Origin of the sequence: Enterobacter sp. BNK-18 (assembly GCF_047456135.1) — a bacterium.
In the GTDB taxonomy this organism is placed as follows: Bacteria; Pseudomonadota; Gammaproteobacteria; order Enterobacterales; family Enterobacteriaceae; genus Enterobacter; species Enterobacter ludwigii.
Window position 1 is genome coordinate 2,031,599 of the sequence record NZ_CP179899.1, and the last position, 21,111, is coordinate 2,052,709.

Here is a 21,111-nt window from a genome sequence, read left to right on the forward strand (position 1 = left end):
AATCAATCACCTATAACTTACCCAGCTTTGTGCGTAAACGTTTAATGGCCTGGCTGTGCAACTGGCTCACCCGAGACTCCCCCACTTCCAGAACAGCGCCAATCTCTTTGAGATTAAGCTCTTCCTGATAATAGAGGGTCAACACCAGCTGTTCGCGCTCAGGTAAAGCCTCAATCGCTTCCATTACGCGCTGGCGTAAATTACCTTCCATTAAATGGTGTAACGGGTTTTCTTGCTGATGCTCATCCGTCACCAGCTCGATGCTATCGCCATGCTCTTCTCGCCACTCGTCATAAGAGAAGAGTTGGCTATTATTGGTATCGAGCAACATCTGACGATACTCTTCAACAGCAATGCCAAGACGTTCCGCCACTTCTGTTTCCGTTGCGTTGCGTCCCAGTTCCTGTTCCAGCTGCCCCATCGCATGCGCCACTTCGCGCGCGTTGCGGCGAACACTGCGCGGCACCCAGTCGCGGCTGCGCAGCTCATCCAGCATCGCACCACGAATACGCTGAACTGCGTAAGTCGTAAATGCCGTTCCTTGCAGAGCGTCGTATCGGTCAACTGCATTCAATAACCCGATACCGCCCGCCTGTAGCAGATCGTCAAGTTCCACGCTCGCCGGCAAACGCACCTGGAGGCGCAATGCTTCGTGACGCACCAGTGGGACATAACGCTGCCACAGCGAGTGTTTATCCATTACACCTTCAGCGGTATAGAGTGAATTCACGATAAACAGCCCTGCGTTAGTTGAGTTATCGGCATGATTATCCGATTCTGCAGGGCGTTCAATTGGATGAATAGTGGGTAAAATGGGGGGTTATTTTGAGTAATAAAAATTTTCATCCCTACCCCCCCCTGCCCGTAAGGCATTCTGGGCAGGGGTAAATGTCAATATGTTGCGACTCTTTAGCAGCATTGCCATAAAACACATCAGATTAACGTGCCCCAAAGCCAAAATTAATGGACGGGCACAAAATAGAAGACGGTTTCCAGTACGCCTTCCGTATAATGACGCATATAAACGTGGTAATCGGGGCGAAACGATAACACGAGTTCAGGTATCTTCCAGAAATCATCTACGAGATGGTAGGCGCATATGGCCAGTGACGGATGGTCATTTATTATATGCTGTCGTGCACCTTCTAATGCGGAACACTCGTGCCCTTCAATATCCATTTTCATGAAGGTGATTTTTTCGTTAACTAGAGCATCAATGGTGTTGATTTTAACTTCCGTTTCGCCAGCATCATCCATATGCGACCAAATTCCTGAAGAGGTAAATCTTAATGCCCCTGCTCGATTTGACGCACCATATTGATGATATGTAATATTGCGAAAATCGCCTAAACTCTTCTTGATTTGTTCCATTTGTTTTGGTTCAGGCTCGAAAAGATGTACGCTACGATAATCAGGGCAAAGCCTAATAAAATCAATGACATTACTTCCATCGAAGCAGCCGACATCAACAAAAACCGTCCCTTCAACCCTGAAATTTACAAAGGATTCAAAGTAAATATCCGCAGGACGGAAAGTAAAATACTCCATTGGAGTCAAATCTTCAGTCAGGCGAAATTTAACCAATCTGGAGAAGGTTTCTTTTGAGGTTTCATCGGCAAGTAGTTGATAGATTGCGTCATATTTTTTTTTATTTATATAGTAATCAGCCGAGAAAGCAGAAGACGATACATGGGGAGGTTCCTTTAATTTGTAAGGTGCGTACTTCTTGAAGCTAAAATAATCAAGGTATCGAATACCTTTATTTTTTAAGGTGCGAGTTGCGGTCACCGGCCTTCCATCTACAATGGCTGATACTACAATACCATTAACATCAATCTCATTAAGCTTAATGACTGGGATGCCGTTGAAATGACTTTCGTTCGTGAAATCATCTACAACAGCATGTGGTTTACATTTTTTGATGATATCCGCAGCGTAAGGTGTCCGCCCAAAAATATAGCGAGGTGAGCTGCCAAAATTAAATTCATCACACAAATCGCGCACGGAATTTGCAGAATTTGCAGAATTTGCAGAATTTGCAGAATTTGCAGAATTTGCAGAATTTGCAGAATTTATAGTCATAGAAACCCCAAACTTATTCAATATAAAATTCAACTGCATCAACATCCATCACGAGGACATCCTTATACTGCGCAACATCTACTCGTTCCGGAAAGTAATTATCGATAAAGACAGCTGGCCCAGTAATATACTGCGATTTTTTTTCGCTAGACTTTACATGAATAATCTCATCAAATAAGTATGGAGAAATTGCTGCATTATCTAAGGTTTTAACAGGATCGGCGTCATGCCGCGTTATAAGATGGATAGTATTTCCTTTCATACGGCACTGATAGATGAATGCAAGTAGAGAGGGATTCGCTAAGCCATTGATAATTAATGTATCGTCCATATCAACATAAACCCGTTGCCAATATAACTCGGTATGGGCACGTGTTTTGATTGACCTGTCGATGAGCTTGACGTGAGGTTCCGGCAGTGGAACAACATCTCTGCCCATAAAATCATGAAGTGTCATGAGTGGTAAATTAATACCATGCGCACGCTGTGCTACCATCGTTCCCGCTATACGACATGAGATCTCAAGTAATTTCCATTTCTGCGCAATATCTTCTTTTAACTGGAAAAACCAAGGGCCACGAAGTGTAAGGTTACGGTTAATATGCTCTGCGATATTAGTTATCTCCTCATTGGGTGGAAGAAGACAAGAGCGCATGGCAATTCCAGCCCGCACACGTTCGCGAGTTCGCGGACTGACCCACACTATCTTCCCGTTACGATCAGTAAAGCAGTCTACAGTTAACTCTTTTCCGGGAAGATATTCCACGACAACCGGTAATTCTATATCCTCAACATGTTTTGCCAACTGCGAAGGATTTTCAGCTATTGCTACACCATTTCCGCCCTGACCACAATCAGGTTTTACCACTACTGGCCAGCGAGTGGGTTGCTCATCTATCCCCCATATTTCTGGTACCCACGGCATGTTGGCAAATAAACGGTAAGTTAGACTTTTATATCTGGCTATATGCGTTGTTCTTAGGTCACCATTTACCAAATGGAAGCCATGCTTGTGCGCAAGCTTAGCAAGTTTTTCAACTACAGAATCGTGTGTTGCAAATACAACATCAATATTATATGTAGCTATCAGATCGACAAAATAATCTTCATAATCGGGTGAATGAATGAACGGAACATCACTAATATAATCTTGAAAATGGAATCGTCCATGATCTTCTACGCTTGACGCGCCAATCAATCGATTGACATGTAATGAATAGCGTAATGAATGAGCGATTTCACCTGCATTTTCTGAACCGCATGGAAAAACAAGTATATTTAACTTCATCATTTATTTATCTCAATACTGTCATCAGTGACGACTTTCATTATTACTTTGCTTAGCCGCTCTATGTCTCCCTGGCTGTAACGTTGATCACAAGGGATAGCAACCATATATTTTACAAATTTAGCTTCTACAGACTCGGCTGGCACATGTTGTAGTACTTCCTTCCAGTAAGTTGGAACAAACACACCATTTTTTATTAAAACTGAATGCAAACTTCGAGCTGGGAAGTATAGTGGATAGCAAAGCGGTCCTTGCGGAGAATCTAAATTTAGCGGGAATGAGTTAATACCCTTAAGTCTTTCATGTAGTAATTTGAAGTTACGCTCACGCTTTTGCTTGATACTAAAATAATCAATGGACAATAGTAACCTTTCACTCAACTGTGACATACCGCTGACTGGAGTATTTTCCAAAGTTAACTCCGCCTGCTGAAAAGCACTATATCCTTCACGAATATCAAAGTTATGTTGCAGCAACAGATGTGAAACGCGGTTAAGTGATGCGCTATCGTGCAATTCTGGCGGCGGTAAAGGTAATGAAGTTATTAGCAAGCCGCCATCCGGTAAACCAAAAAATTTACGTGGTGAGTACAGCGTCGCTAAAACAGGCAATGGTGGTGCATAAAAAGCCTGTGAATTGTCAAAAATAATTTGTCCCTTCGGATAGCGTCGTAAAAGCTCATTTTTTTGCAATACTCCTTGCCCTAGATAATCAACATAAAAAATATATTCTTTTTCATTAAGCTCGGGTGGGAGTATAGCAAAAAATTTATCATCAAGGTGATACCACACGATTTCCACATTTGCCAGACGAACGGCATCTATCACGCTGTGACAGATCAGATGTGGAAGCCACATCCGTTCTGGCCTGAAAGTTGTCAAAAAATGGCATAATGCTGTACGAGCGGACATGTAACACTTCGCTGCCGGGTAGTAATGTGCCACAGGAGTAGGAAGCTCCAATGGTAAATAACCGCCGAATGTCTCATTATTCATAATGTCAGCCCACATGCTCAAATTTAGTGAGCAATTTCTTTACCATTATAGGCTCACAGTGCATAAGAACGTCGATAATGGAGAGATTTGGTATAAAACCATCCTGACCCTGATGGTAGTAATGCGACTGAGTCTGTAGAAATTTTAACTCAATGCCTGCTCTGGCAAAATTTTGAGCATCATAAAGCTGACGCCCACCTATACTGTTAACATACTTTGTAGCCCCCAGTGTCTGACATATACTTATGACTTTATTTTCTGCATTTTCACTGCGCTTATAATTAAGCGATGAGGAACGCATCAGTTTTTTTTCCTCACCGAGATAAAAAAAGATGTCTGAAATAGCTTTGCTACAGCAGGTTGTAATATCACGTTCAGAGCAGGTCAGAACCCCCTCAATTAGGGCGAACACCTCTTCAAAATGAGGGGCCTTCTGGTAATTTTGCTTTACTGATTTGAGTATTTTATCGACCTGCTTACTAAAGGCCAATTCACTAATGTTTTTGTTTATTGATGCACCTGGGACGGGTAGCGTAAAACGTTGAGCCTTTCCACAGGATAAAATACTATTACGGTTTATATAACCTTGCTTGATATATCTAGCATCATCATAGAGTACAAAGACATCAGACTGCCACACCAATTGGAAATAACCAATCCATGGAAATAAATACGGCTGCATAATAGCAATACTCATTTGCCACCTCCAATAAGTGCTGATGTATCTAAAATTTTTAACATTCAAGAAACTTTATCCAGAAGATCATTGCACGCAACTTCTGGCGATCTAATGATTGCCACAATTTTATCCTGCTCATCATATTCTAATTGAGGAAAAATAGGCAAGCAAAGAATTTCATCTGCGACCTTATTTGCCAGCGGCAACAGAGTTTTAGATGCACTAGGCAATCCACGATACATTGGAAAGTTGCTTATAAGTGGATAGAAATAACGACGTGTCATAATGTCATTTTCCTTCAAAATGGAATATAGCTCATCACGACTGATGGGATAATCCTCCTCTATTTTAATGGGAAAATAAGCATAATTCCATTCAACATTCTCTGCTATTTCAAGTAAAGATATGCCGGGAATATTCTTAAGAATACTCCGGTATCTCGCATCTATCTCGCGACGTTTTTTCAGCGCACCTTCAATATTCTGCAATTGTAAGAGACCAAAAGCAGCTTGCACTTCATTCATCTTGCCATTTATACCCGCAGCCACCACGGTGGTCTCGCCAGCAAAACCGAAGTTTTTAAGATAATCTATGCGCTGTTTTGTACGTTCATTGTGGCAAATGATGGCGCCACCTTCAAATGTATTAAACACTTTAGTTGCATGGAAACTTAGCACAGAAAGGTCGCCATAATTCAATATGCTTGTCCCGCCTTTATTTACACCGAAAGCATGAGCTGCATCATAAATGACCTTCAACCCATAAATATCAGCGATTTCTTGAATCTTATCGACATCGCAGGGAATACCATAGCAGTGAACAGGAAGAATCGCGGTTGTATTAGGCGTAATTAATTCTTCTACACGCTCTGGATTTATATTGTATGTTTGGGGGTTAATGTCCGCAAATACCGGTGTCAATCCATTCCACAAAAGTGCATGGGACGTTGCAACAAACGAATATGGCGTAGTAATGACTTCACCTGTTATTCTCAATGCCTGTAAGGCCGTTAGCAAAGCCAACGTGCCATTGGCAAAAAGACATACATGCTTTACGCCGAGAAAATCAGCTAGTTCTTTCTCTAATTGCTGATGAAAAACGCCACCATTCGTTAATGTTTTGTTCTCCCAAATCTTCTCAAGATAAGGTATAAACTCTTCTAGTGGGGGCATCAACGGACTTGTTACGTATACCTTTCCCATATTAACCTCTTTACTGATACCGTTTGACATATGTAAAAACGGTTATCACAACTATTTTTTAATCTTAAAAATTCGTTTGTGAGATAATAAATTTACGGGGCAGTTCCCCCCTGCAATATATCCCCCAGGCTTTTCGAAGTGCTGTCTCAAAATGTTCAGTGCAATTCAAATCATAGTCAGCTCCAGGAGAAATACGAGAACGCATAGCGCTACGTATTTCAGCAAGCTTTGGAATTTGATCGCGCCAGTTGATTGCTTTCTTAATATAATCTTCAACATCAGATGCAATGAACTCTTCTAACTTATATGAACGCATAATTTCCACCCCCTGCTGACAAGGGATTGTTGTTCCATTCAGTGTCAGTGTTGGTATACCCATCCAGGCGCCATGATGCGTCGTCGTTCCACCGCTATAAGGGAATGCATCAAGTAAAATATCAATCTCATGGTGCATCGCGAGGTACTCATCCATTTCCACGAGTCCCCGGAAGAGCAATCTGTCGCGAGAAATTCCGCGCTGTTGCAGGCGTTTTGTCATGGCCGAAATCATTTCGGCATCAGTCATGTTACCGATTAACAGCCTGGCTTCAGGGTAACCCGTTAAAATAGATGCCCATGCATTCAGCACTTGATCGTTAATTTTTTTAGAGCGGTTAAAACTGGCAAAGGTAATATAACCGTTACGCAGCGCAGGTAATGGATTGATGTCCGGGCTGAGAGGATGAGGTTCGAAACTCTTGCGTGTCGCAACGAACATCGCGTTTTCCACCAGCTGTTTTTCAAGCTCCTGAGACTGCGCCAGGCTCGCCGAAAGAAGTATATAGTCCATCTCTTTCAGACCCGTAGTGCCCGGATAACCTATCCATGTGATCTGAATCGGAGCCGGACGCAACGCGAAAACAGGCAATCGGTTGTAGGCTGTATGACCCGATAAATCGAACAGAATATCAATCCCGTCTTCAGCTATCAGTTTCGCCAGTTCAATATCGCTGATAGCATCAACCTGACGCCATAGCGTTGCGCTCTGGCGAAGGTGACAATACGTGTCATCTTCTTCAAGGAACAGGGTGCTATAGGCCACCAAATCATACTGTTCACGATTGATGGCATCCCAATAAGGCAGAAGAAAATTCGCCACCGGGTGCTTACGCAAATCGCCTGAAACAAAGCCAAGTCGAAGCTTACGCTGAGGTTCTCTGGAATTATTGAGAACCAGTTTTACCCCGCTCTCTGTTGCCCAGGTTGCTGCGCGGCGGCCGTATTCAAGGTGCCTTTCCAGCAACGTCTCGGCCGTTACGCTAGCGTCGTGGCTCATTACAAACAGTAAATTACTGAAGTAGCCGAAATTATAATTGCTAAGCTCTACGGCCTTTTCCATAAAATAGCGCGCTTCTGCCATTTTATGGTTGTCACTCAATACAATCCCGGTGAGCCCAAGTGAACTGGGCCCCGGGTGCTGGAAGCGCATAATCTCCCTGCAGCATTTTTCCGCTAATGTCATATCGCCATAGGCGTGATGCAGCGATGCCAGACTTAGCCAGTAATCAATATTTTTATTATTCAGACGAAGCAAGGTACGGACAATTTGCCGTGAACCGTAGAATTCACGCTTACGCTGCAACACCGTGGCAAGATCATAATAGATATCAAGGCTCGAGAAATAATAGCCCATCAGTTTACAAAGCGACGCCAGCGCGTCATCCCAGGCGGAGGTCAGCACGCATGTTTTTGAATAGCAGCGAAGGACGTGAATATTGTCTGGATTTTTTTCCATTAACCCACGAGCATACTCGCGGGCTTCTTTAGAACGGCCTTTTTGGATAAGGCTGTTTGCGCGCTCGTAGATAGCGTCCACGTCCGGGTCGGCTAATACGGGTTCGGCATTGCTCTTGATAAGCATTCCGCCCTGCTGTTGATCGACACTAAGCAACAACAACAGAGAAAGTTGCGATTTTAGTACGTCGAGCATGCCTGCACGCAGAAAACACTGCAGTTGCTTTTTCCAGGCCTCAGGCGAGCCGGTTAGCAACCCTTTAATTTTCAATGAAGAGTAGAGTTCCCAGTTCGTCTGCCCGGCATGCCCCATTTCGAAGCGCAAATAATTCCACTCAGCAGGGGTCAATGAAACCCACTCTCCCCACAGGTTCATGATGCTTACATTGTTCGCAGGACGCTCTGGTGGTAACAGCCCTACCGGTGCCAGCTCACCATTTTGCGCAGCGTTGTATGCCCCTGGGGTGGCACTCCAGAAAAATCCGTCAGCACAGGTCATAAACAGCGTTTTTAATGCTTCCCACACCGTCTCCTGATAATCCTCATGCGTTTCAGGAGCCCGGCAATTGAGCACAAGCTGTTCGAAACTTAAGGACATAGGCCAGGCATTGCCCAACAACTCCATGATCCTGATAATAATGGCATTGTCGGTACGCATGATCCGTCCATTATTATTTCTGAACACGCGGGGCGCTTTTGCAGAATCCAGTTCGATCGGCATAAAGCTTCCGGCCCAGTGCAGGTTTCTCAGGAGGTTCAGATCCGGGTGAACCGGCGGCGAGAGGTGATTTAGGTGGCACAGCAAGGAAAAGCGTTCTTCGCGTTGAACGGCATAATCAAGATATTGCTGTGACAAGGTTCTGCTTGCCCCGTCGCTGACGGCACCCAGTAACTGTTCGATTCTCGGACTATAGAAGCTTCCCAGTTCCGACTGTGGCAGCAAATCGCCCAGGAACTGCAGACCGGCGAGTTCAGCCTGTGCGTTAAAATCCCCAAGGGTGCATGCCCCGTCACTCGGGCTTAAATAGGCCAGAATGAGCGCGTTATCATCCATTTCTTCAGCGAGAAGGACTTCATTTTTCAGCGAACCCTCTTCCAGCGTGAGCAACATAAAGCTCAGCATGGCGCGGGCTGACGCCAGCAGGTCGCTGCCCTCTTCTGCGCGATCAAGATGGAACCGTAACGCTTCACCCAACGTTATGCGCGCTATGCTGCCAGGCAGTACTGACCACTTAATGGCAATAACGCCGTTGGCAGATAAATGCGCCTGGCACCATGTCAGCAACGCTTCCCGTTCACTTTTTCCAAGAAAAGCAAAGGTCTGATGAATAATGATGTAATCTAACTCGCCCGGATCCGCGGCGAGCAAATCCCCTAATCCTGCAGCAAACAGTTCAACATTGTGACATCCCAGTTCGGCAGCAAACTTCTGCCCCTTCTCGATCGCCTCTTCGTCAATATCGATACCCAGCGCGATACTCTCAGGATGCGCCCATGCGTGCATAATCAGACGCGTTGCTGAACCACAGCCAATCTCCATGACACGGGCAAACGCAGGCAGTGGCGTGGTCAGATGATTAAGCACCGCAGCGGCATGAATGGTCTCGGGGCTGACCCGATAATAGGGGTACTGTGTCGTCACGTTTTTTCCAGATTCTGTTCTTACGGTCACAGGGCAAATGCTTCAGCGTTGATACGTGCGAATAAGCGACGATTTATATTCCTGGTATGGGCCTGCTGTGTTCCTTGCCACCCAACAGAACGCCTCCTCACCCGACTGGCTATCGAATATTCCGCTACGCTCGGCACGCGCGATCGCCAGACGGTCTTCTGGCGAAAGCATGTCCAGACAGGAAAAGAGAGCGACTTGCTCCAGACCAGGCGCATGATTGCCGCTGGCGAGGTTGGTATGGATGAACGGCACAACGCGGTCGAAATATCGTTGCGCTACGCCGCCGGGTTTTGCGTAAATAAAACCGGCAAAAACCTCTTCCCAGAAAGGTGAGGATTCGGTTTGCAGGAGCAACAGCGCCGTTTCTGGCTCACACCACGGCTTACGCACCAGCACATTAGGGTTAATGGCAATAATGGGAGTGTTAAACGCCTGCAGTGCGTGGTGCAGGAAAACGATGCGACGTGCAGCACGGACTACCGACATGTCCTCATTACGGGTTATTTGCTCATGGCTTGCAGAGAGGTTGAGCTCAGGTAGCTGTTCGCGAAGGGTCATCAGGCTATGTTTAACATCATCATTGCCGTTAATTAGATGCACGTGCACATCAAGGACGTCGCGATTGGTCTCATAGAGTGAATAAAGCATCGGCACAGCGTGCTCGAAATAATCCTCGCTGTCGCACGTGACTAGCACCGTTGTTTTGGCAGCTGTGCTTTTTGCGATCCAGTAATCGTAGGATTGATTTTCCACCGCGTGCTCGCTCATATGAAGCGATCGAAAATCGATGTATGAATCGGGTATGCCCCCCAGCCTGTATATGCCGCAGGTAATCATCAACAGGGCCATAGGATCTTCGCCGATTAATGCAGCGTCTGCCGTCAGAGCCTGGATAACAACCATCGCCTGGTTGAAATCATTTTCCATTAAACAGATCAACAGCAGGATTTTCAGCACAGGTGCCGAATTGCTGACCAGCGAAAGGTTGTTGTTAATTAAAAATAACGCTGAGCTGATTTCATTGACGCGGAACAGAAGCTGAATGGCGGCGACAAGATAGTGAATGTTGTCATCGGCTTTTAACGCCGACACAATATATTCTGTCAGTTGGGTACTCATCTCGGCAGAAAGAGTTTGTTTTTCGCCAATGACGGACTCATCCAGTGCGGTGTTTGCCAGCACGATGGCACATAGCATGTCTTTTAAAGCCGTATCCTTTTCAGCATCCAGTCCCGTTTCGGCCACACGAATCATGGGTTCGAGCGCAGTGAAATTAGTGCTTTTAAAACTGAAAATTTCGGCCGTGATGTTGGCGGGCATAACATCTGCTTCTGGCAGATCAATGAATCGGGTAAACACATTCCGATAAAACTGACGCATAGCCCGGCTACGTGCGAATTCACTCATCTTATAACTCTTCGGTAAACTGTCGTCAGACGACCGGAAAAGGAGATTTTAGGCAGAGTAACACTGTGTTTCGGGGGGTGATGGCGGGAAAACGCTGCTAAATGCAGCCTTATTTTACAGATTACGATCCGGTGATTTTACGGAAAAATAGTGAAAAAAAAGGCTGCTGTTTCCAGCAACCTTTTTTAAAGATAGTGCGTCTATTAACGCAGCAGGGACAGCATCGCCTGTGGAACCTGGTTTGCCTGAGACAGCACGGAAGTACCAGCCTGCTGCAGGATCTGCGCGCGGGACATGTTAGATACTTCAGTTGCGTAGTCAGCATCCTGGATACGAGACTGAGCAGCAGACAGGTTAGTGATAGAGTTGTTCAGGTTGTTAATGGTAGATTCGAAACGGTTCTGAATCGCACCCATGTTAGAACGAGCGGTATCAATTTTAGAGATAGCGTTGTCAGCTGCAGTGATGAAAGCTTTAGCAGTGCTGTTATCGGTGATAGTACCGGTCAGGCCAGTGTCGAGGCTGGTAGCTTTAGCATCAATCAGTGCGCCAGTGGTGATAGCGATGCTATCAGTTGCACCAGTACCTGCGCCAACCTGGATGTTCAGAGAAGCAGTCTGGCTACCGTCCAGCAGTTTTTTGCCGTTGAAGTTAGCAGCGCCAGCGATACGGTCGATTTCACCCAGACGCTGAGTAATTTCAGTGCTGATTGAGGTGTAGTCAGTGGTACCGTTAGTATCGTTCGCAGCCTGAACAGCCAGCTCACGGATACGCTGTAAGTTGGAGTTGATCTCGTTCAGGTTACCTTCAGCGGTCTGAACCAGAGAGATACCGTCGTTGGCGTTACGAGCAGCCTGAGTCATCCCTTTAATCTGAGAGTTCATACGGTTTGCAATCGCCTGACCCGCAGCATCATCTTTAGAGCTGTTGATACGCAGACCAGAAGACAGACGCTCAATAGCGGTGCCCAGAGAAGACTGAGATTTGTTCAGGTTGTTCTGAGTGGTCAGGGACAACAGGTTAGTATTGATAACTGACATAATTTTAATTCCTTCAAAAATGGTTTCTAGGGTCGGTGCCTAACACTCACGGCGTCTCTCACCGTCAACAAGGTTATCGACGCTCGAACAGCAGACTTTAGAAAATATCGAAGAAAATATTTAATTGATTGTTTTATAAAGATTTATTTTACACTAAAGCGGCTACAGAGTGCATGATGAATAAAAGATTAACGCAAAAAATCACCGTCTTATTCTCTTCGGTATATTTCTTCGTCATGCACCCTGTTGATTTGAAACGCGTCATTTAGGTCGCTTATTCAGCGATATATTTTTTAAGCTTGCCGTAAACTTTTCGTCGAACGGGCCGATAAACGACTGAAACATCCATTAAGAAGGAACACTACATGGCGACTATCAGTAATCTCGGGGTGGGCATGCCCGGCCTGTCAGATCTGTACGATAAGCTGCAGGCAGCAGAAGAAACAAAATTGACGGCTATTGCCAAGCAAAAAACCACCTACGACGCGCAGATTACCGGTTACGGCAAATTACAAAGCGCCCTGACGAATCTGCAAACCGCAGCTGCTAAGCTCGCAAAAACAGATACGTGGAACTCAACCTCCATTAGCAGCACCAATACTGCATTTTCGGCTATCAGCACCTCCGGCGCTAACGTTGGTGATGTGACAGTCAACGTCAGCAAGATTGCTAAAGGCCAGGTGCTGACGACCACGCCAGGCACTATCGACAGCAATACTAAGCAGTTAGGTGGCACCACGGGCACCAACAGCCGAACCATTACCATTACCCAGGCAGGCGCTGACAGTAAACCACTGACGGTAACCCTGGCCGATGGCGATACCTCCCTGAACGGGATCGCTAAAGCCATTAACGCTGCCAACGGCGGTGTCTCGGCAAGTGTGGTGAAAGCGGATGATGGCGACTATCGTCTGATGCTGACCTCCAAAACCACCGGTACCGATTCTGATATGACGGTAACTGTGACCGGCGACGATACGCTGAAAGGCATCATTGGCAGTGGCGCACTTACCGAACAGGTGAAATCACAAAATGCCGTCGTTAACGTCAACGGTATCCAGATTGTCCGCCAGACCAATACCATCACTGACGCCATTCCAGGGGTAACATTAACCCTGAAAGCACAGAGCACGGCCGATGAAACCCTGACCGTAACCCGCTCTACAGACGATAACAAAAAAGCCATTACAGAATGGGTAACTGCCTATAACTCTCTGCAGTCCACCATTGCCTCATTGACGAAATATGAGCCACCTGCGGTGGGTGCAACCGCCCAGTCTTCGAATAACGGCGTACTGATGGGTGACAGTACTATCCGCGGAGTACAATCCGATCTGCGTGCTTTATTGACCAATGTGCAGAGCGGTTCCTATGCCATTATGGCCCAACTTGGCATCACACAGGACCCGGTCAAAGGCGCGGACGGCGCGGTTGGCAACCTGAAAATTGATGATAAGAAATTAACCAAGATTCTCACGGATGACCCGGCTGGCGTGCAGGCCTATTTTGTCGGGGATGGTAAAACCACCGGTTTCGCCACCCAGATGAACAATACGCTGACTGACATGCTGAGCACCTCTGTAGGTAAAGAAGGCGTCATTCAGAATGCGAAGGACGGTATTAACGCCACGCTCAAATCCATCGGTAAACGTTATGACGCGATGGAGTTGACGATTGAAGCCACGATGGCACGCTATAAAAAGCAGTTTAACGATTTAGATAAGCTGGTCACTAAATTCAATGGTACGGCCACTTATTTGACCCAACAGTTCAGCAGTAAGTAAGAAAGGAAACGATATGTATAGCAAATCTGGTGTACAAGCCTATCAGCAGGTAGGTCTTGAATCTGCTGTCTTGAGTGCCAGCCCGCACCAGTTGGTTGTCATGTTGTTCGACGGTATCCATAGCGCGCTTATCCGGGCGCGCCTTTTCCTTGAGCAAGGGGACATCCAGGCAAAAGGAGAGGCCCTGTCTAAGGCCATTAATATTATCGAAAATGGCCTTAAGGCTGGGTTAAATATGGATGTGGGAGGAGAACTCCCCCGCAACCTTTCTGCGCTTTACGACTATATGGTACGCCGTTTGTTACATGCCAATCTGCGCAATGACATCGAAGCTATTACCGAAGTCGAGGCTCTGCTGCTCAATATTTCCGACGCCTGGAAGCAAATCGGCCCGGGTTATACTCCCAAGCAGGATTAACTTTAATGAACGACTCCAGCTTATCCCTTAAAAAGTGGCATGCTCTTTATGCGCTTAGCAATACAATGCTGAGCCTTGCTCAATCCGGGAAATGGGATGAGCTCATCGAACAGGAGGTTGCATACATTTCGCTGGTTGAAGAGATCAGCACGACTCCTTTTCCACCCGACAGCAAACACATCCAGGATCAGGCGATGGTGATACTGAATCAGGTGCTGCAGAATGAGCTCCTCCTCAAGGATTTGTTGCAGGAAAGAATGAGTGAGTTGAGCGGTCTTATTGCCCAAACCAACAAGCAAAAAAACGTTAACGTTACCTACGGGAAGTTGTCAGGCAACATATTATTTCCCGGAGAGATGAATCATTAATTCACATTAGCGATTCTTGATCCATACTCCAGAAGTCTGCCAAACGGCTTCTGGAGCACGGACGATGAAAAACCCCACCCTGTTACAATGTTTTCACTGGTATTACCCTGCGGGCGGTGAATTGTGGCGAGAGGTCACGGCGTTAGCCCCCAATCTTAACGAAATCGGCATCAATATGATCTGGTTGCCGCCAGCCTGTAAAGGCGCATCCGGCGGGTACTCGGTCGGATACGATACTTACGATCTTTTCGACCTCGGTGAGTTTGACCAGAAAGGCAGCGTCGCCACCAAGTACGGTGACAAAGCTCAGCTGCTGGAGGCCATCGACGCACTCAAAAGTAATGAGATCGCCGTCCTCCTGGACGTGGTGGTTAACCACAAAATGGGCGCAGACGAGAAAGAACCCGTCCGCGTTCAGCGCGTCAACGAACAGGATCGCACGCAGATCGACGATGAGATCATTGAGTGTGAAGCCTGGACACGCTACACCTTCCCTGCCCGTGCCGGGCAATATTCGCAATTTATCTGGGATTACAAATGCTTCAGCGGCGTCGACCATATTGAAAACCCCGATGAAGACGGCATTTTTAAAATCGTCAACGACTACACCGGTGAAGGCTGGAACGACCAGGTTGATGATGAGATGGGTAATTTTGATTACCTGATGGGCGAAAACATTGATTTTCGCAACCATGCCGTCACCGAGGAGATCAAATACTGGGCCCGCTGGGTCATGGAACAAACTGGCTGTGACGGTTTTCGTCTGGACGCCGTCAAACACATTCCCGCCTGGTTTTATAAGGAGTGGATTGAGCACGTTCAGGAAGTCGCAACGCAACCGTTGTTTATCGTGGCGGAATACTGGTCCCACGAAGTGGATAAACTGCAGGCCTATATTGACCAGGTCGATGGCAAGACGATGCTGTTCGATGCCCCCCTGCAGATGAAATTCCACGAAGCATCGCGCCAGGGTCGGGTATACGACATGAGCCAAATCTTTACCGGCACCCTGGTCGAAGCCGATCCGTTCCATGCAGTAACTCTGGTTGCCAACCATGACACTCAGCCTTTGCAGGCATTGGAAGCGCCGGTTGAAGCGTGGTTTAAACCGCTGGCCTATGCCCTGATCCTGCTGCGTGAAAACGGAGTGCCCAGCGTCTTTTATCCGGATTTATTCGGTGCCAGCTATGACGATACGGGCGGTGACGGCGAAACCTACCATATTGATATGCCGGTCATCGAGCAGCTTCACGAGCTGATCCTCGCCCGCCAGCGTTTTGCCCACGGCGTGCAGACGCTGTTCTTCGATCACCCAAACTGTATCGCCTTCAGCCGCAGCGGCACCGAAGACGATCCTGGCTGTGTGGTGGTGATGTCGAATGGCGATGACGGCGAGAAAGTGATTTGTCTGGGTGAAAACTACGGCAATAAAACGTGGCGTGATTTTCTCGGCAATCGCGAAGAAACGGTCACTACCGCAGCGGATGGCGAAGGCACCTTTACCTGCAAAGGTGGAAGCGTCAGTGTGTGGGTGATTGAGGATGCGTTGTAGTTGTAAAAGCATCTGACGTGAATTGAATGCCGGGTCAGGCGAAGCTGCCACCCGGCAACATGCACTACGGAAGTTTACTCTCCAGCGGATTTTTGCTCAGATAATCTGCGCACTCTACCGTCGGGCGATCGACCTTCTGTAGCTCCATACCATCATACTCAAGAACAGAGCCATCGCGCTCCAGCGGATAAATATCCAGCTTGCGGGTGACGTTATAATAACTGTCTGAACGCAGCATGATTTTACCCGGTACAGCGATTACTCGCTGCCACTGACGGCAGTCCAGCGTATCGCCCTCCTCCGTCACCACCAGCGTGGCAATCGCTTCTGGGCTCACCATTTTGCTCTGCGGCCCTTTTGACTGCCAGTACCCTGCCAGATGCGCCGGGACGGGGTGTTTGATCACTTCCTGATAGTTATCCACCTGAACGCACCCGGTCAGTGCCAGCAGCGCGCCAGCAATTGCTATTTTTTTCATCATCTTTCCTGCATTCGAAGAAAAAAATATTGTGGCATTAAAGCGCTTGGGCTGCCAGCGAAGATCGACGGGGCTTAAACCTGCATCCCCATCACATGAGCATACATTTTTCATAAACGACAAAGATCGTCCAAGAGCGCACTAAATAACAGATGGTTAGAGTCGTCGAAAACATCAGTCGTCTAAGTTCACCTTAGAGCGAGTGCTGTTTTATGTCCCACCCATGCCCCACCGCCAAACTTTGCGTAGCTCCTTCCAGTTTCACGAAGCCCCGCTTTACCGCCTCGCTGATTTCCATCATCATGCCCCTGTTTCAAATCATAAAGTTTCGGTGCGCACCTGTTTTTTCTCCCTGCCCTATACTTTCAGTCTGACATCAGGCTGGAGGTTTCTATGTGTGGACGTTTTGCACAAGCTCAAACCCGTGAAGAATATCTGGCTTACCTGGCCGACGAAGGCGATCGCGACATCGCATATGACCCGGAACCCATTGGACGTTACAACGTGGCGCCCGGTACCAAAGTGCTGCTGCTGAGCGAGCGAGACGAGCAGTTGCATCTTGATCCGGTCCTGTGGTCATACGCACCCGGGTGGTGGGATAAACCGCCACTGATTAACGCTCGCGTCGAAACCGCTGCCACCAGCAGAATGTTTAAACCTCTCTGGCAGCATGGCAGGGCGATCTGCTTCGCTGATGGATGGTTTGAATGGAAGAAGGAAGGCGACAAGAAACAGCCCTACTTCATCCACCGCGCTGACGGCCAGCCGATTTTTATGGCGGCGATCGGCAGCACACCATTCGAACGTGGTGACGAAGCGGAAGGCTTCTTGATAGTGACATCGGCAGCTGATAAAGGACTGGTCGATATTCACGATCGGCGGCCGCTGGTTCTGTCACCTGAAGCGGCGCGCGAGTGGATGCGTCAGGATATCAGCGGGAAAGAAACTGAAGAGATAATCGCAAATGGCTCAGTGCCAGCAGACAAGTTTATCTGGCACGCAGTGACACGTGCCATGGGCAATGTGAAATATCAAGGAAGCGAAATCATTAAACCTATATAATCAAACTTTTGGTTGTCCAAGAGCAAATTTGATCAGCGTTATAAATATTTTGAACATTAAGTGTTTCCCCAGCATTTAGAGGTAAAGTCACTTCAGCAATATAGTGACTCGCCAAATTACTATTTTGTAACGAAATGTCAAAATGCTCGTTAATCACCCCAGATAATTGATTGTTTTTATATAATAAATCGTGTGGTCCATACTTTACACAATACATTATTAAACAAGCTGATACTGCATTCATGACATTCTCTAACGTTGCGAATTGGAATCCTTGAGCTCTGTCGTGCTTGGTCTTATTATAAGCATTATACCATTGCAGTGATTGTGTAGGATCCGTTGCGCTCCAGTTTGCGAATGGTACGAATTTCAATCCAGCATAATTTTTAAATTCTATTTGATACTCGTTAAAATGACATTGTTCTAGCAATTTAACATAGTCATTTGTAGTAAATTTTTGCTTGTTATTGTTAGGCTGATAGAGATTCGATTTCTTAATCAATGATGCCCACTGATTTTCCACCTCAGTGCATGCAAGAATCAATAGTTCTCTAGACTTATGTCCGTAAGATTGTAACCCCTGCATTGAAGGCTCAATATACAGTAAAAGCTCATCAATCTTATTAATAATATTTCTTAGTGCCTGACCTGATGACATCTGTTCATGGAGATCAATGTTTAATGCAGTAGGTATTGTTTCAAAAAAACAGAATCCGGGCCGCCATATACCCTCTACCACCTCTCCAATTTTATTGGAGAGGGGATTGATATCATGAGCACCAAAAATTCTCTTTACCCAATCTGTCAAACTCCCAGACTTCCCTTCCGATACAAAAGATAGGTTTTCTATACTATAAAAAGAATCATGAACGCCATAAAAATGTATGAAATGTGTGTTTGATTCATATGCATATCCATATGGATAACGAATATGATAATCTGAAGGAAAGCCAGGAAAGTTTGTTTGAGTGTTCTTATAACAAATACCGTGCACTTAGCCACCTCGAAGTAAATGATTGTTTGTATTGTTCGTTTTTATTTCACGACTAATAAATCATTATATCGTGTTGTATAGCGTGGTGACAGCATTTCGCGTTTCATCTGCCACTGCTGCTGAATGCCCTGGCCAGCAAAATAGAGCGTGCCTTTTCCCCCCTTGGCATTCAGTTGGTCGAGCACTTGCATCAGCTGGGTACTGTCTTCTCGCGGCGCATTCTCGTCGAACAGGTTTAGCTGAGCAACTCCCTGGCTGAAGAAGTCTCCGAGCATAATTCCTGCTTTCTGGTACCGATGACCATCCTTCCAGATTTTGTCCAGACACTTTACTGCAGCGTTAATGATGTCGCGGCTATCCTGGGTGGGTGTGAGAAGCTTAATTGAAGAGCTGTTACCGTAATACGGCTCATTAAGCGCGAATGGAGAGGTTTTCACGAAGGCAGAGATAAAGCGGCAGTATTGGTGCTCCCCACGAAGCTTTTCTGCGCCACGGGCAGCATAGGAACAAATAGCCTGGCGCATCTGCTCATAGTCGGTAACGCGTTCGCCGAATGAACGACTGCAGACGATTTCCTGCTTTGCCGGAGCAAACTCCTCCAGATCGAGGCATGGTTCGCCGCGCAGTTCGCGCACTGTTCTTTCCAGCACGACGTTGAAGTGTTTGCGGATAATCCATGTGCTTTGCTCTGAGAGGTCTAAGGCCGTTTTAATACCCATCGCGTTTAGCTTTTTACTGATTCGGCGACCAACACCCCAGACGTCCTCTACAGGTACCACAGAAAGCAGCCTGCGCTGGCGATCAACATTTGAGAGGTCAACTACCCCACCCGTCTGCCGCTGCCATTTCTTTGCGGCGTGGTTGGCCAGCTTTGCGAGTGTTTTTGTCTGCGCGATGCCAACCCCTACAGTCAGATGCGTACGCTTCAGAACCGTAGCGCGGATCTCTTTACCGAAATCCGTCAGATCCCGGCAGTTGCGAACACCTGTCAGGTCGCAAAATGCTTCGTCGATGCTATAAATTTCGACACGAGGGCTCATTTCCTCAAGGGTCGTCATTACCCGGTTCGACATGTCTGCGTACAGCTCGTAATTACTGCTGAAGCACACAACCCCGGCACGCCGGAATAAGTCCTTTTGCCTGAAGAAAGGCTCCCCCATGGTAATTCCAGCGGCTTTGGCCTCGGCGCTGCGTGCAATGACACACCCGTCATTGTTTGAGAGAACGACAACCGGCCGGCCTCTTAAATCGGGCCTGAAGACCGTCTCGCATGATGCGTAGAACGAGTTCACATCACAGAGCGCGAACATGTTCAGCTCGCCGATTTAACTATGAAAGTCACGACGCCGAAAACGTCGAGCGTGTCCTCGCTGCCGACGATAATCGGCGAATAAGCGCTATTCATCGGATTGAGTTGAACGGTCGGGCGGAGCTGCAGACGTTTGACTGTGAACTCACCTTCTACCGCGGCGATGACAATGTCTCCATGCTCAGCGGTACGTGAGCTATCCACCACCAGCAGATCGCCGTCGCTAATTCCGGCCTCGATCATCGAGTCGCCCGCGGCCTTAACGAAATACGTCGAGCTCGGGTGTGACACCAGTAACTCATTAAGATCGATGCGCTGTTCGACGTAGTCAGCTGCCGGGCTGGGAAAGCCGCATTGCACTAAGTCGCTGAAAAGCGGGATTGCAATAATTTCGCGTAATTCAGCCGGTCTGTAGAATTCCATAATGCATACCTCCAATACTGTTTTTATATACAGTAGTTTCATCTGAGGCGCTGATCAAGATGGGCATTCGTGTGTGGCTGGCTACTTCATAGCCGCTTCGTTTCTAAGCCTGTAACGCTGTTGGAATTTTGGTGTTTGTAAATTTCGGAAGAAAGAGCTTCGATTGCTCACTTTAGATACTACATGAAGGGATTTTCGTCTGTAGAAACTGGATGAATGGTATGCGTAACTACACCAACCAGGCAAACGTCATCAAGCGCATCGCCTTCGATGGCCTGACCATCATCGGTGATCAGTGCGTCACCAGCCCAGTATGCATGCTGCTGACGACCGCAAAACCAGATGAGCAATATGTCTCCGCGCTTAAGCAGCGTTGCCTTCCCAATGACATCATAACCTTCCTGCGTTTCAACGATGCTTGCAGAAAGAGGAATTAATGGCTCCTCTATCGCAACAAAGACGGCTTGCATGTCTGCTGTGCGTGGCATGAGCACCTCACAATGACCACTGTATATAAACTCAGTATCGTAAATTTTGAGGGTCGATCAAGTGATCATCTGGTGCTAAACTTCAGACCTTTCAGAA

Annotated in this window: 19 protein-coding genes; 5 read left to right on the forward strand and 14 right to left on the reverse strand. The window is 47.0% G+C overall.

Translation table 11 applies throughout. The annotated features are described in order from the left end of the window. Positions 1-10: 10 nt before the first annotated feature. The 9 genes from ACMGG3_RS09770 to ACMGG3_RS09810 all read right to left on the reverse strand — a co-directional run bounded on the left by ACMGG3_RS09770 (position 11) and on the right by ACMGG3_RS09810 (position 12,138). Positions 11-730 carry an RNA polymerase sigma factor FliA gene (locus ACMGG3_RS09770; protein ID WP_014170714.1) on the reverse strand — a complete coding sequence of 240 codons (720 nt, stop codon included), beginning with the start codon at positions 728-730 and terminating at the stop codon, positions 11-13. Between the two features lie 230 nt (positions 731-960). Continuing rightward, entirely contained in the window at positions 961-2,121 is a 1,161-nt protein-coding gene (locus tag ACMGG3_RS09775) for an FkbM family methyltransferase (RefSeq protein WP_187290410.1), read from the reverse strand. Further along, on the reverse strand, positions 2,096-3,373 hold the full coding sequence (locus ACMGG3_RS09780) for an ATP-grasp domain-containing protein (RefSeq protein WP_014170716.1): 1,278 nt from the start codon (positions 3,371-3,373) through the stop codon (positions 2,096-2,098). The genes ACMGG3_RS09775 and ACMGG3_RS09780 overlap by 26 nt, the downstream gene beginning before the upstream one ends. Then, on the reverse strand, positions 3,370-4,365 hold the full coding sequence (locus ACMGG3_RS09785) for a hypothetical protein (RefSeq protein ID WP_148264542.1): 996 nt from the start codon (positions 4,363-4,365) through the stop codon (positions 3,370-3,372). The genes ACMGG3_RS09780 and ACMGG3_RS09785 overlap by 4 nt, the downstream gene beginning before the upstream one ends. 4 nt (positions 4,366-4,369) lie before the next feature. Continuing rightward, on the reverse strand, positions 4,370-5,062 hold the full coding sequence (locus tag ACMGG3_RS09790) for a WbqC family protein (RefSeq protein WP_041162747.1): 693 nt from the start codon (positions 5,060-5,062) through the stop codon (positions 4,370-4,372). 44 nt (positions 5,063-5,106) lie between these two features. Further along, positions 5,107-6,246, reverse strand: coding sequence for a DegT/DnrJ/EryC1/StrS family aminotransferase (locus ACMGG3_RS09795; RefSeq protein WP_041162748.1), 1,140 nt, complete (start codon positions 6,244-6,246; stop codon positions 5,107-5,109). Between the two features lie 64 nt (positions 6,247-6,310). Further along, a complete protein-coding gene (locus tag ACMGG3_RS09800) occupies positions 6,311-9,661 on the reverse strand; it encodes a methyltransferase regulatory domain-containing protein (RefSeq protein ID WP_414149818.1) in 3,351 nt (1,116 codons plus the stop codon). A gap of 42 nt (positions 9,662-9,703) precedes the next feature. Beyond that, entirely contained in the window at positions 9,704-11,098 is a 1,395-nt protein-coding gene (locus ACMGG3_RS09805; RefSeq protein WP_414149819.1) for a hypothetical protein, read from the reverse strand. A 203-nt stretch (positions 11,099-11,301) separates the two neighbouring features. Next, entirely contained in the window at positions 11,302-12,138 is an 837-nt protein-coding gene (locus tag ACMGG3_RS09810; RefSeq protein ID WP_020883343.1) for a flagellin, read from the reverse strand. Between the two features lie 365 nt (positions 12,139-12,503). Here ACMGG3_RS09810 and fliD point away from each other — a divergent pair, with 365 nt between their 5' ends. From fliD to amyA, 4 genes are all read left to right on the forward strand, one after another. Further along, positions 12,504-13,922 (forward strand): flagellar filament capping protein FliD, encoded by a 1,419-nt coding sequence (fliD, locus tag ACMGG3_RS09815; protein WP_044856850.1) that lies wholly within the window; start codon positions 12,504-12,506, stop codon positions 13,920-13,922. 13 nt (positions 13,923-13,935) lie between these two features. Continuing rightward, positions 13,936-14,340 (forward strand): flagellar export chaperone FliS, encoded by a 405-nt coding sequence (fliS, locus tag ACMGG3_RS09820; protein ID WP_086463538.1) that lies wholly within the window; start codon positions 13,936-13,938, stop codon positions 14,338-14,340. A 5-nt stretch (positions 14,341-14,345) separates the two neighbouring features. After that, positions 14,346-14,708, forward strand: coding sequence for a flagella biosynthesis regulatory protein FliT (fliT, locus tag ACMGG3_RS09825; protein WP_086463537.1), 363 nt, complete (start codon positions 14,346-14,348; stop codon positions 14,706-14,708). A 64-nt stretch (positions 14,709-14,772) separates the two neighbouring features. After that, positions 14,773-16,260 carry an alpha-amylase gene (gene amyA / locus ACMGG3_RS09830; RefSeq protein WP_079231920.1) on the forward strand — a complete coding sequence of 496 codons (1,488 nt, stop codon included), beginning with the start codon at positions 14,773-14,775 and terminating at the stop codon, positions 16,258-16,260. Positions 16,261-16,324: 64 nt separating this feature from the next. On the opposite strand, the gene yedD is transcribed toward amyA, so the two are convergent. Then, the gene (yedD, locus tag ACMGG3_RS09835; RefSeq protein ID WP_020883340.1) at positions 16,325-16,738 is read right to left on the reverse strand and encodes a lipoprotein YedD; all 414 of its coding nucleotides are present in this window, start codon (positions 16,736-16,738) and stop codon (positions 16,325-16,327) included. Between the two features lie 393 nt (positions 16,739-17,131). On the opposite strand from yedD, the gene ACMGG3_RS09840 reads away from it, so the two are divergent. Beyond that, on the forward strand, positions 17,132-17,800 hold the full coding sequence (locus tag ACMGG3_RS09840) for an SOS response-associated peptidase (RefSeq protein ID WP_414149820.1): 669 nt from the start codon (positions 17,132-17,134) through the stop codon (positions 17,798-17,800). Here ACMGG3_RS09840 and ACMGG3_RS09845 read toward each other — a convergent pair. The 4 genes from ACMGG3_RS09845 to ACMGG3_RS09860 all read right to left on the reverse strand — a co-directional run bounded on the left by ACMGG3_RS09845 (position 17,793) and on the right by ACMGG3_RS09860 (position 21,014). Beyond that, on the reverse strand, positions 17,793-18,794 hold the full coding sequence (locus tag ACMGG3_RS09845) for a hypothetical protein (RefSeq protein ID WP_414149821.1): 1,002 nt from the start codon (positions 18,792-18,794) through the stop codon (positions 17,793-17,795). The two genes, ACMGG3_RS09840 and ACMGG3_RS09845, sit on opposite strands and share 8 nt — an antisense overlap. Before the next feature lie 41 nt (positions 18,795-18,835). After that, positions 18,836-20,104 (reverse strand): Y-family DNA polymerase, encoded by a 1,269-nt coding sequence (locus ACMGG3_RS09850; protein ID WP_414149822.1) that lies wholly within the window; start codon positions 20,102-20,104, stop codon positions 18,836-18,838. Between the two features lie 2 nt (positions 20,105-20,106). Further along, on the reverse strand, positions 20,107-20,526 hold the full coding sequence (locus tag ACMGG3_RS09855; protein ID WP_041162631.1) for a translesion error-prone DNA polymerase V autoproteolytic subunit: 420 nt from the start codon (positions 20,524-20,526) through the stop codon (positions 20,107-20,109). Between the two features lie 179 nt (positions 20,527-20,705). After that, entirely contained in the window at positions 20,706-21,014 is a 309-nt protein-coding gene (locus ACMGG3_RS09860; RefSeq protein ID WP_333178903.1) for a hypothetical protein, read from the reverse strand. Positions 21,015-21,111: the final 97 nt, after the last annotated feature.

Bases quoted from the DNA above. Each gene is read 5' to 3' on its own strand.
- ACMGG3_RS09775 (WP_187290410.1), bottom strand. From the start codon at position 2,121: ATGCAGTTGAATTTTATATTGAATAAGTTTGGGGTTTCTATGACTATA.
- ACMGG3_RS09780 (WP_014170716.1), bottom strand. From the start codon at position 3,373: ATGATGAAGTTAAATATACTTGTTTTTCCATGCGGTTCAGAAAATGCA.
- ACMGG3_RS09785 (WP_148264542.1), bottom strand. From the start codon at position 4,365: ATGAATAATGAGACATTCGGCGGTTATTTACCATTGGAGCTTCCTACT.
- ACMGG3_RS09790 (WP_041162747.1), bottom strand. From the start codon at position 5,062: ATGAGTATTGCTATTATGCAGCCGTATTTATTTCCATGGATTGGTTAT.
- ACMGG3_RS09795 (WP_041162748.1), bottom strand. From the start codon at position 6,246: ATGGGAAAGGTATACGTAACAAGTCCGTTGATGCCCCCACTAGAAGAG.
- ACMGG3_RS09805 (WP_414149819.1), bottom strand. From the start codon at position 11,098: ATGAGTGAATTCGCACGTAGCCGGGCTATGCGTCAGTTTTATCGGAAT.
- ACMGG3_RS09810 (WP_020883343.1), bottom strand. From the start codon at position 12,138: ATGTCAGTTATCAATACTAACCTGTTGTCCCTGACCACTCAGAACAAC.
- fliD (WP_044856850.1), top strand. From the start codon at position 12,504: ATGGCGACTATCAGTAATCTCGGGGTGGGCATGCCCGGCCTGTCAGAT.
- fliS (WP_086463538.1), top strand. From the start codon at position 13,936: ATGTATAGCAAATCTGGTGTACAAGCCTATCAGCAGGTAGGTCTTGAA.
- fliT (WP_086463537.1), top strand. From the start codon at position 14,346: ATGAACGACTCCAGCTTATCCCTTAAAAAGTGGCATGCTCTTTATGCG.
- amyA (WP_079231920.1), top strand. From the start codon at position 14,773: ATGAAAAACCCCACCCTGTTACAATGTTTTCACTGGTATTACCCTGCG.
- yedD (WP_020883340.1), bottom strand. From the start codon at position 16,738: ATGAAAAAAATAGCAATTGCTGGCGCGCTGCTGGCACTGACCGGGTGC.
- ACMGG3_RS09840 (WP_414149820.1), top strand. From the start codon at position 17,132: ATGTGTGGACGTTTTGCACAAGCTCAAACCCGTGAAGAATATCTGGCT.
- ACMGG3_RS09850 (WP_414149822.1), bottom strand. From the start codon at position 20,104: ATGTTCGCGCTCTGTGATGTGAACTCGTTCTACGCATCATGCGAGACG.
- ACMGG3_RS09855 (WP_041162631.1), bottom strand. From the start codon at position 20,526: ATGGAATTCTACAGACCGGCTGAATTACGCGAAATTATTGCAATCCCG.
- ACMGG3_RS09860 (WP_333178903.1), bottom strand. From the start codon at position 21,014: ATGCCACGCACAGCAGACATGCAAGCCGTCTTTGTTGCGATAGAGGAG.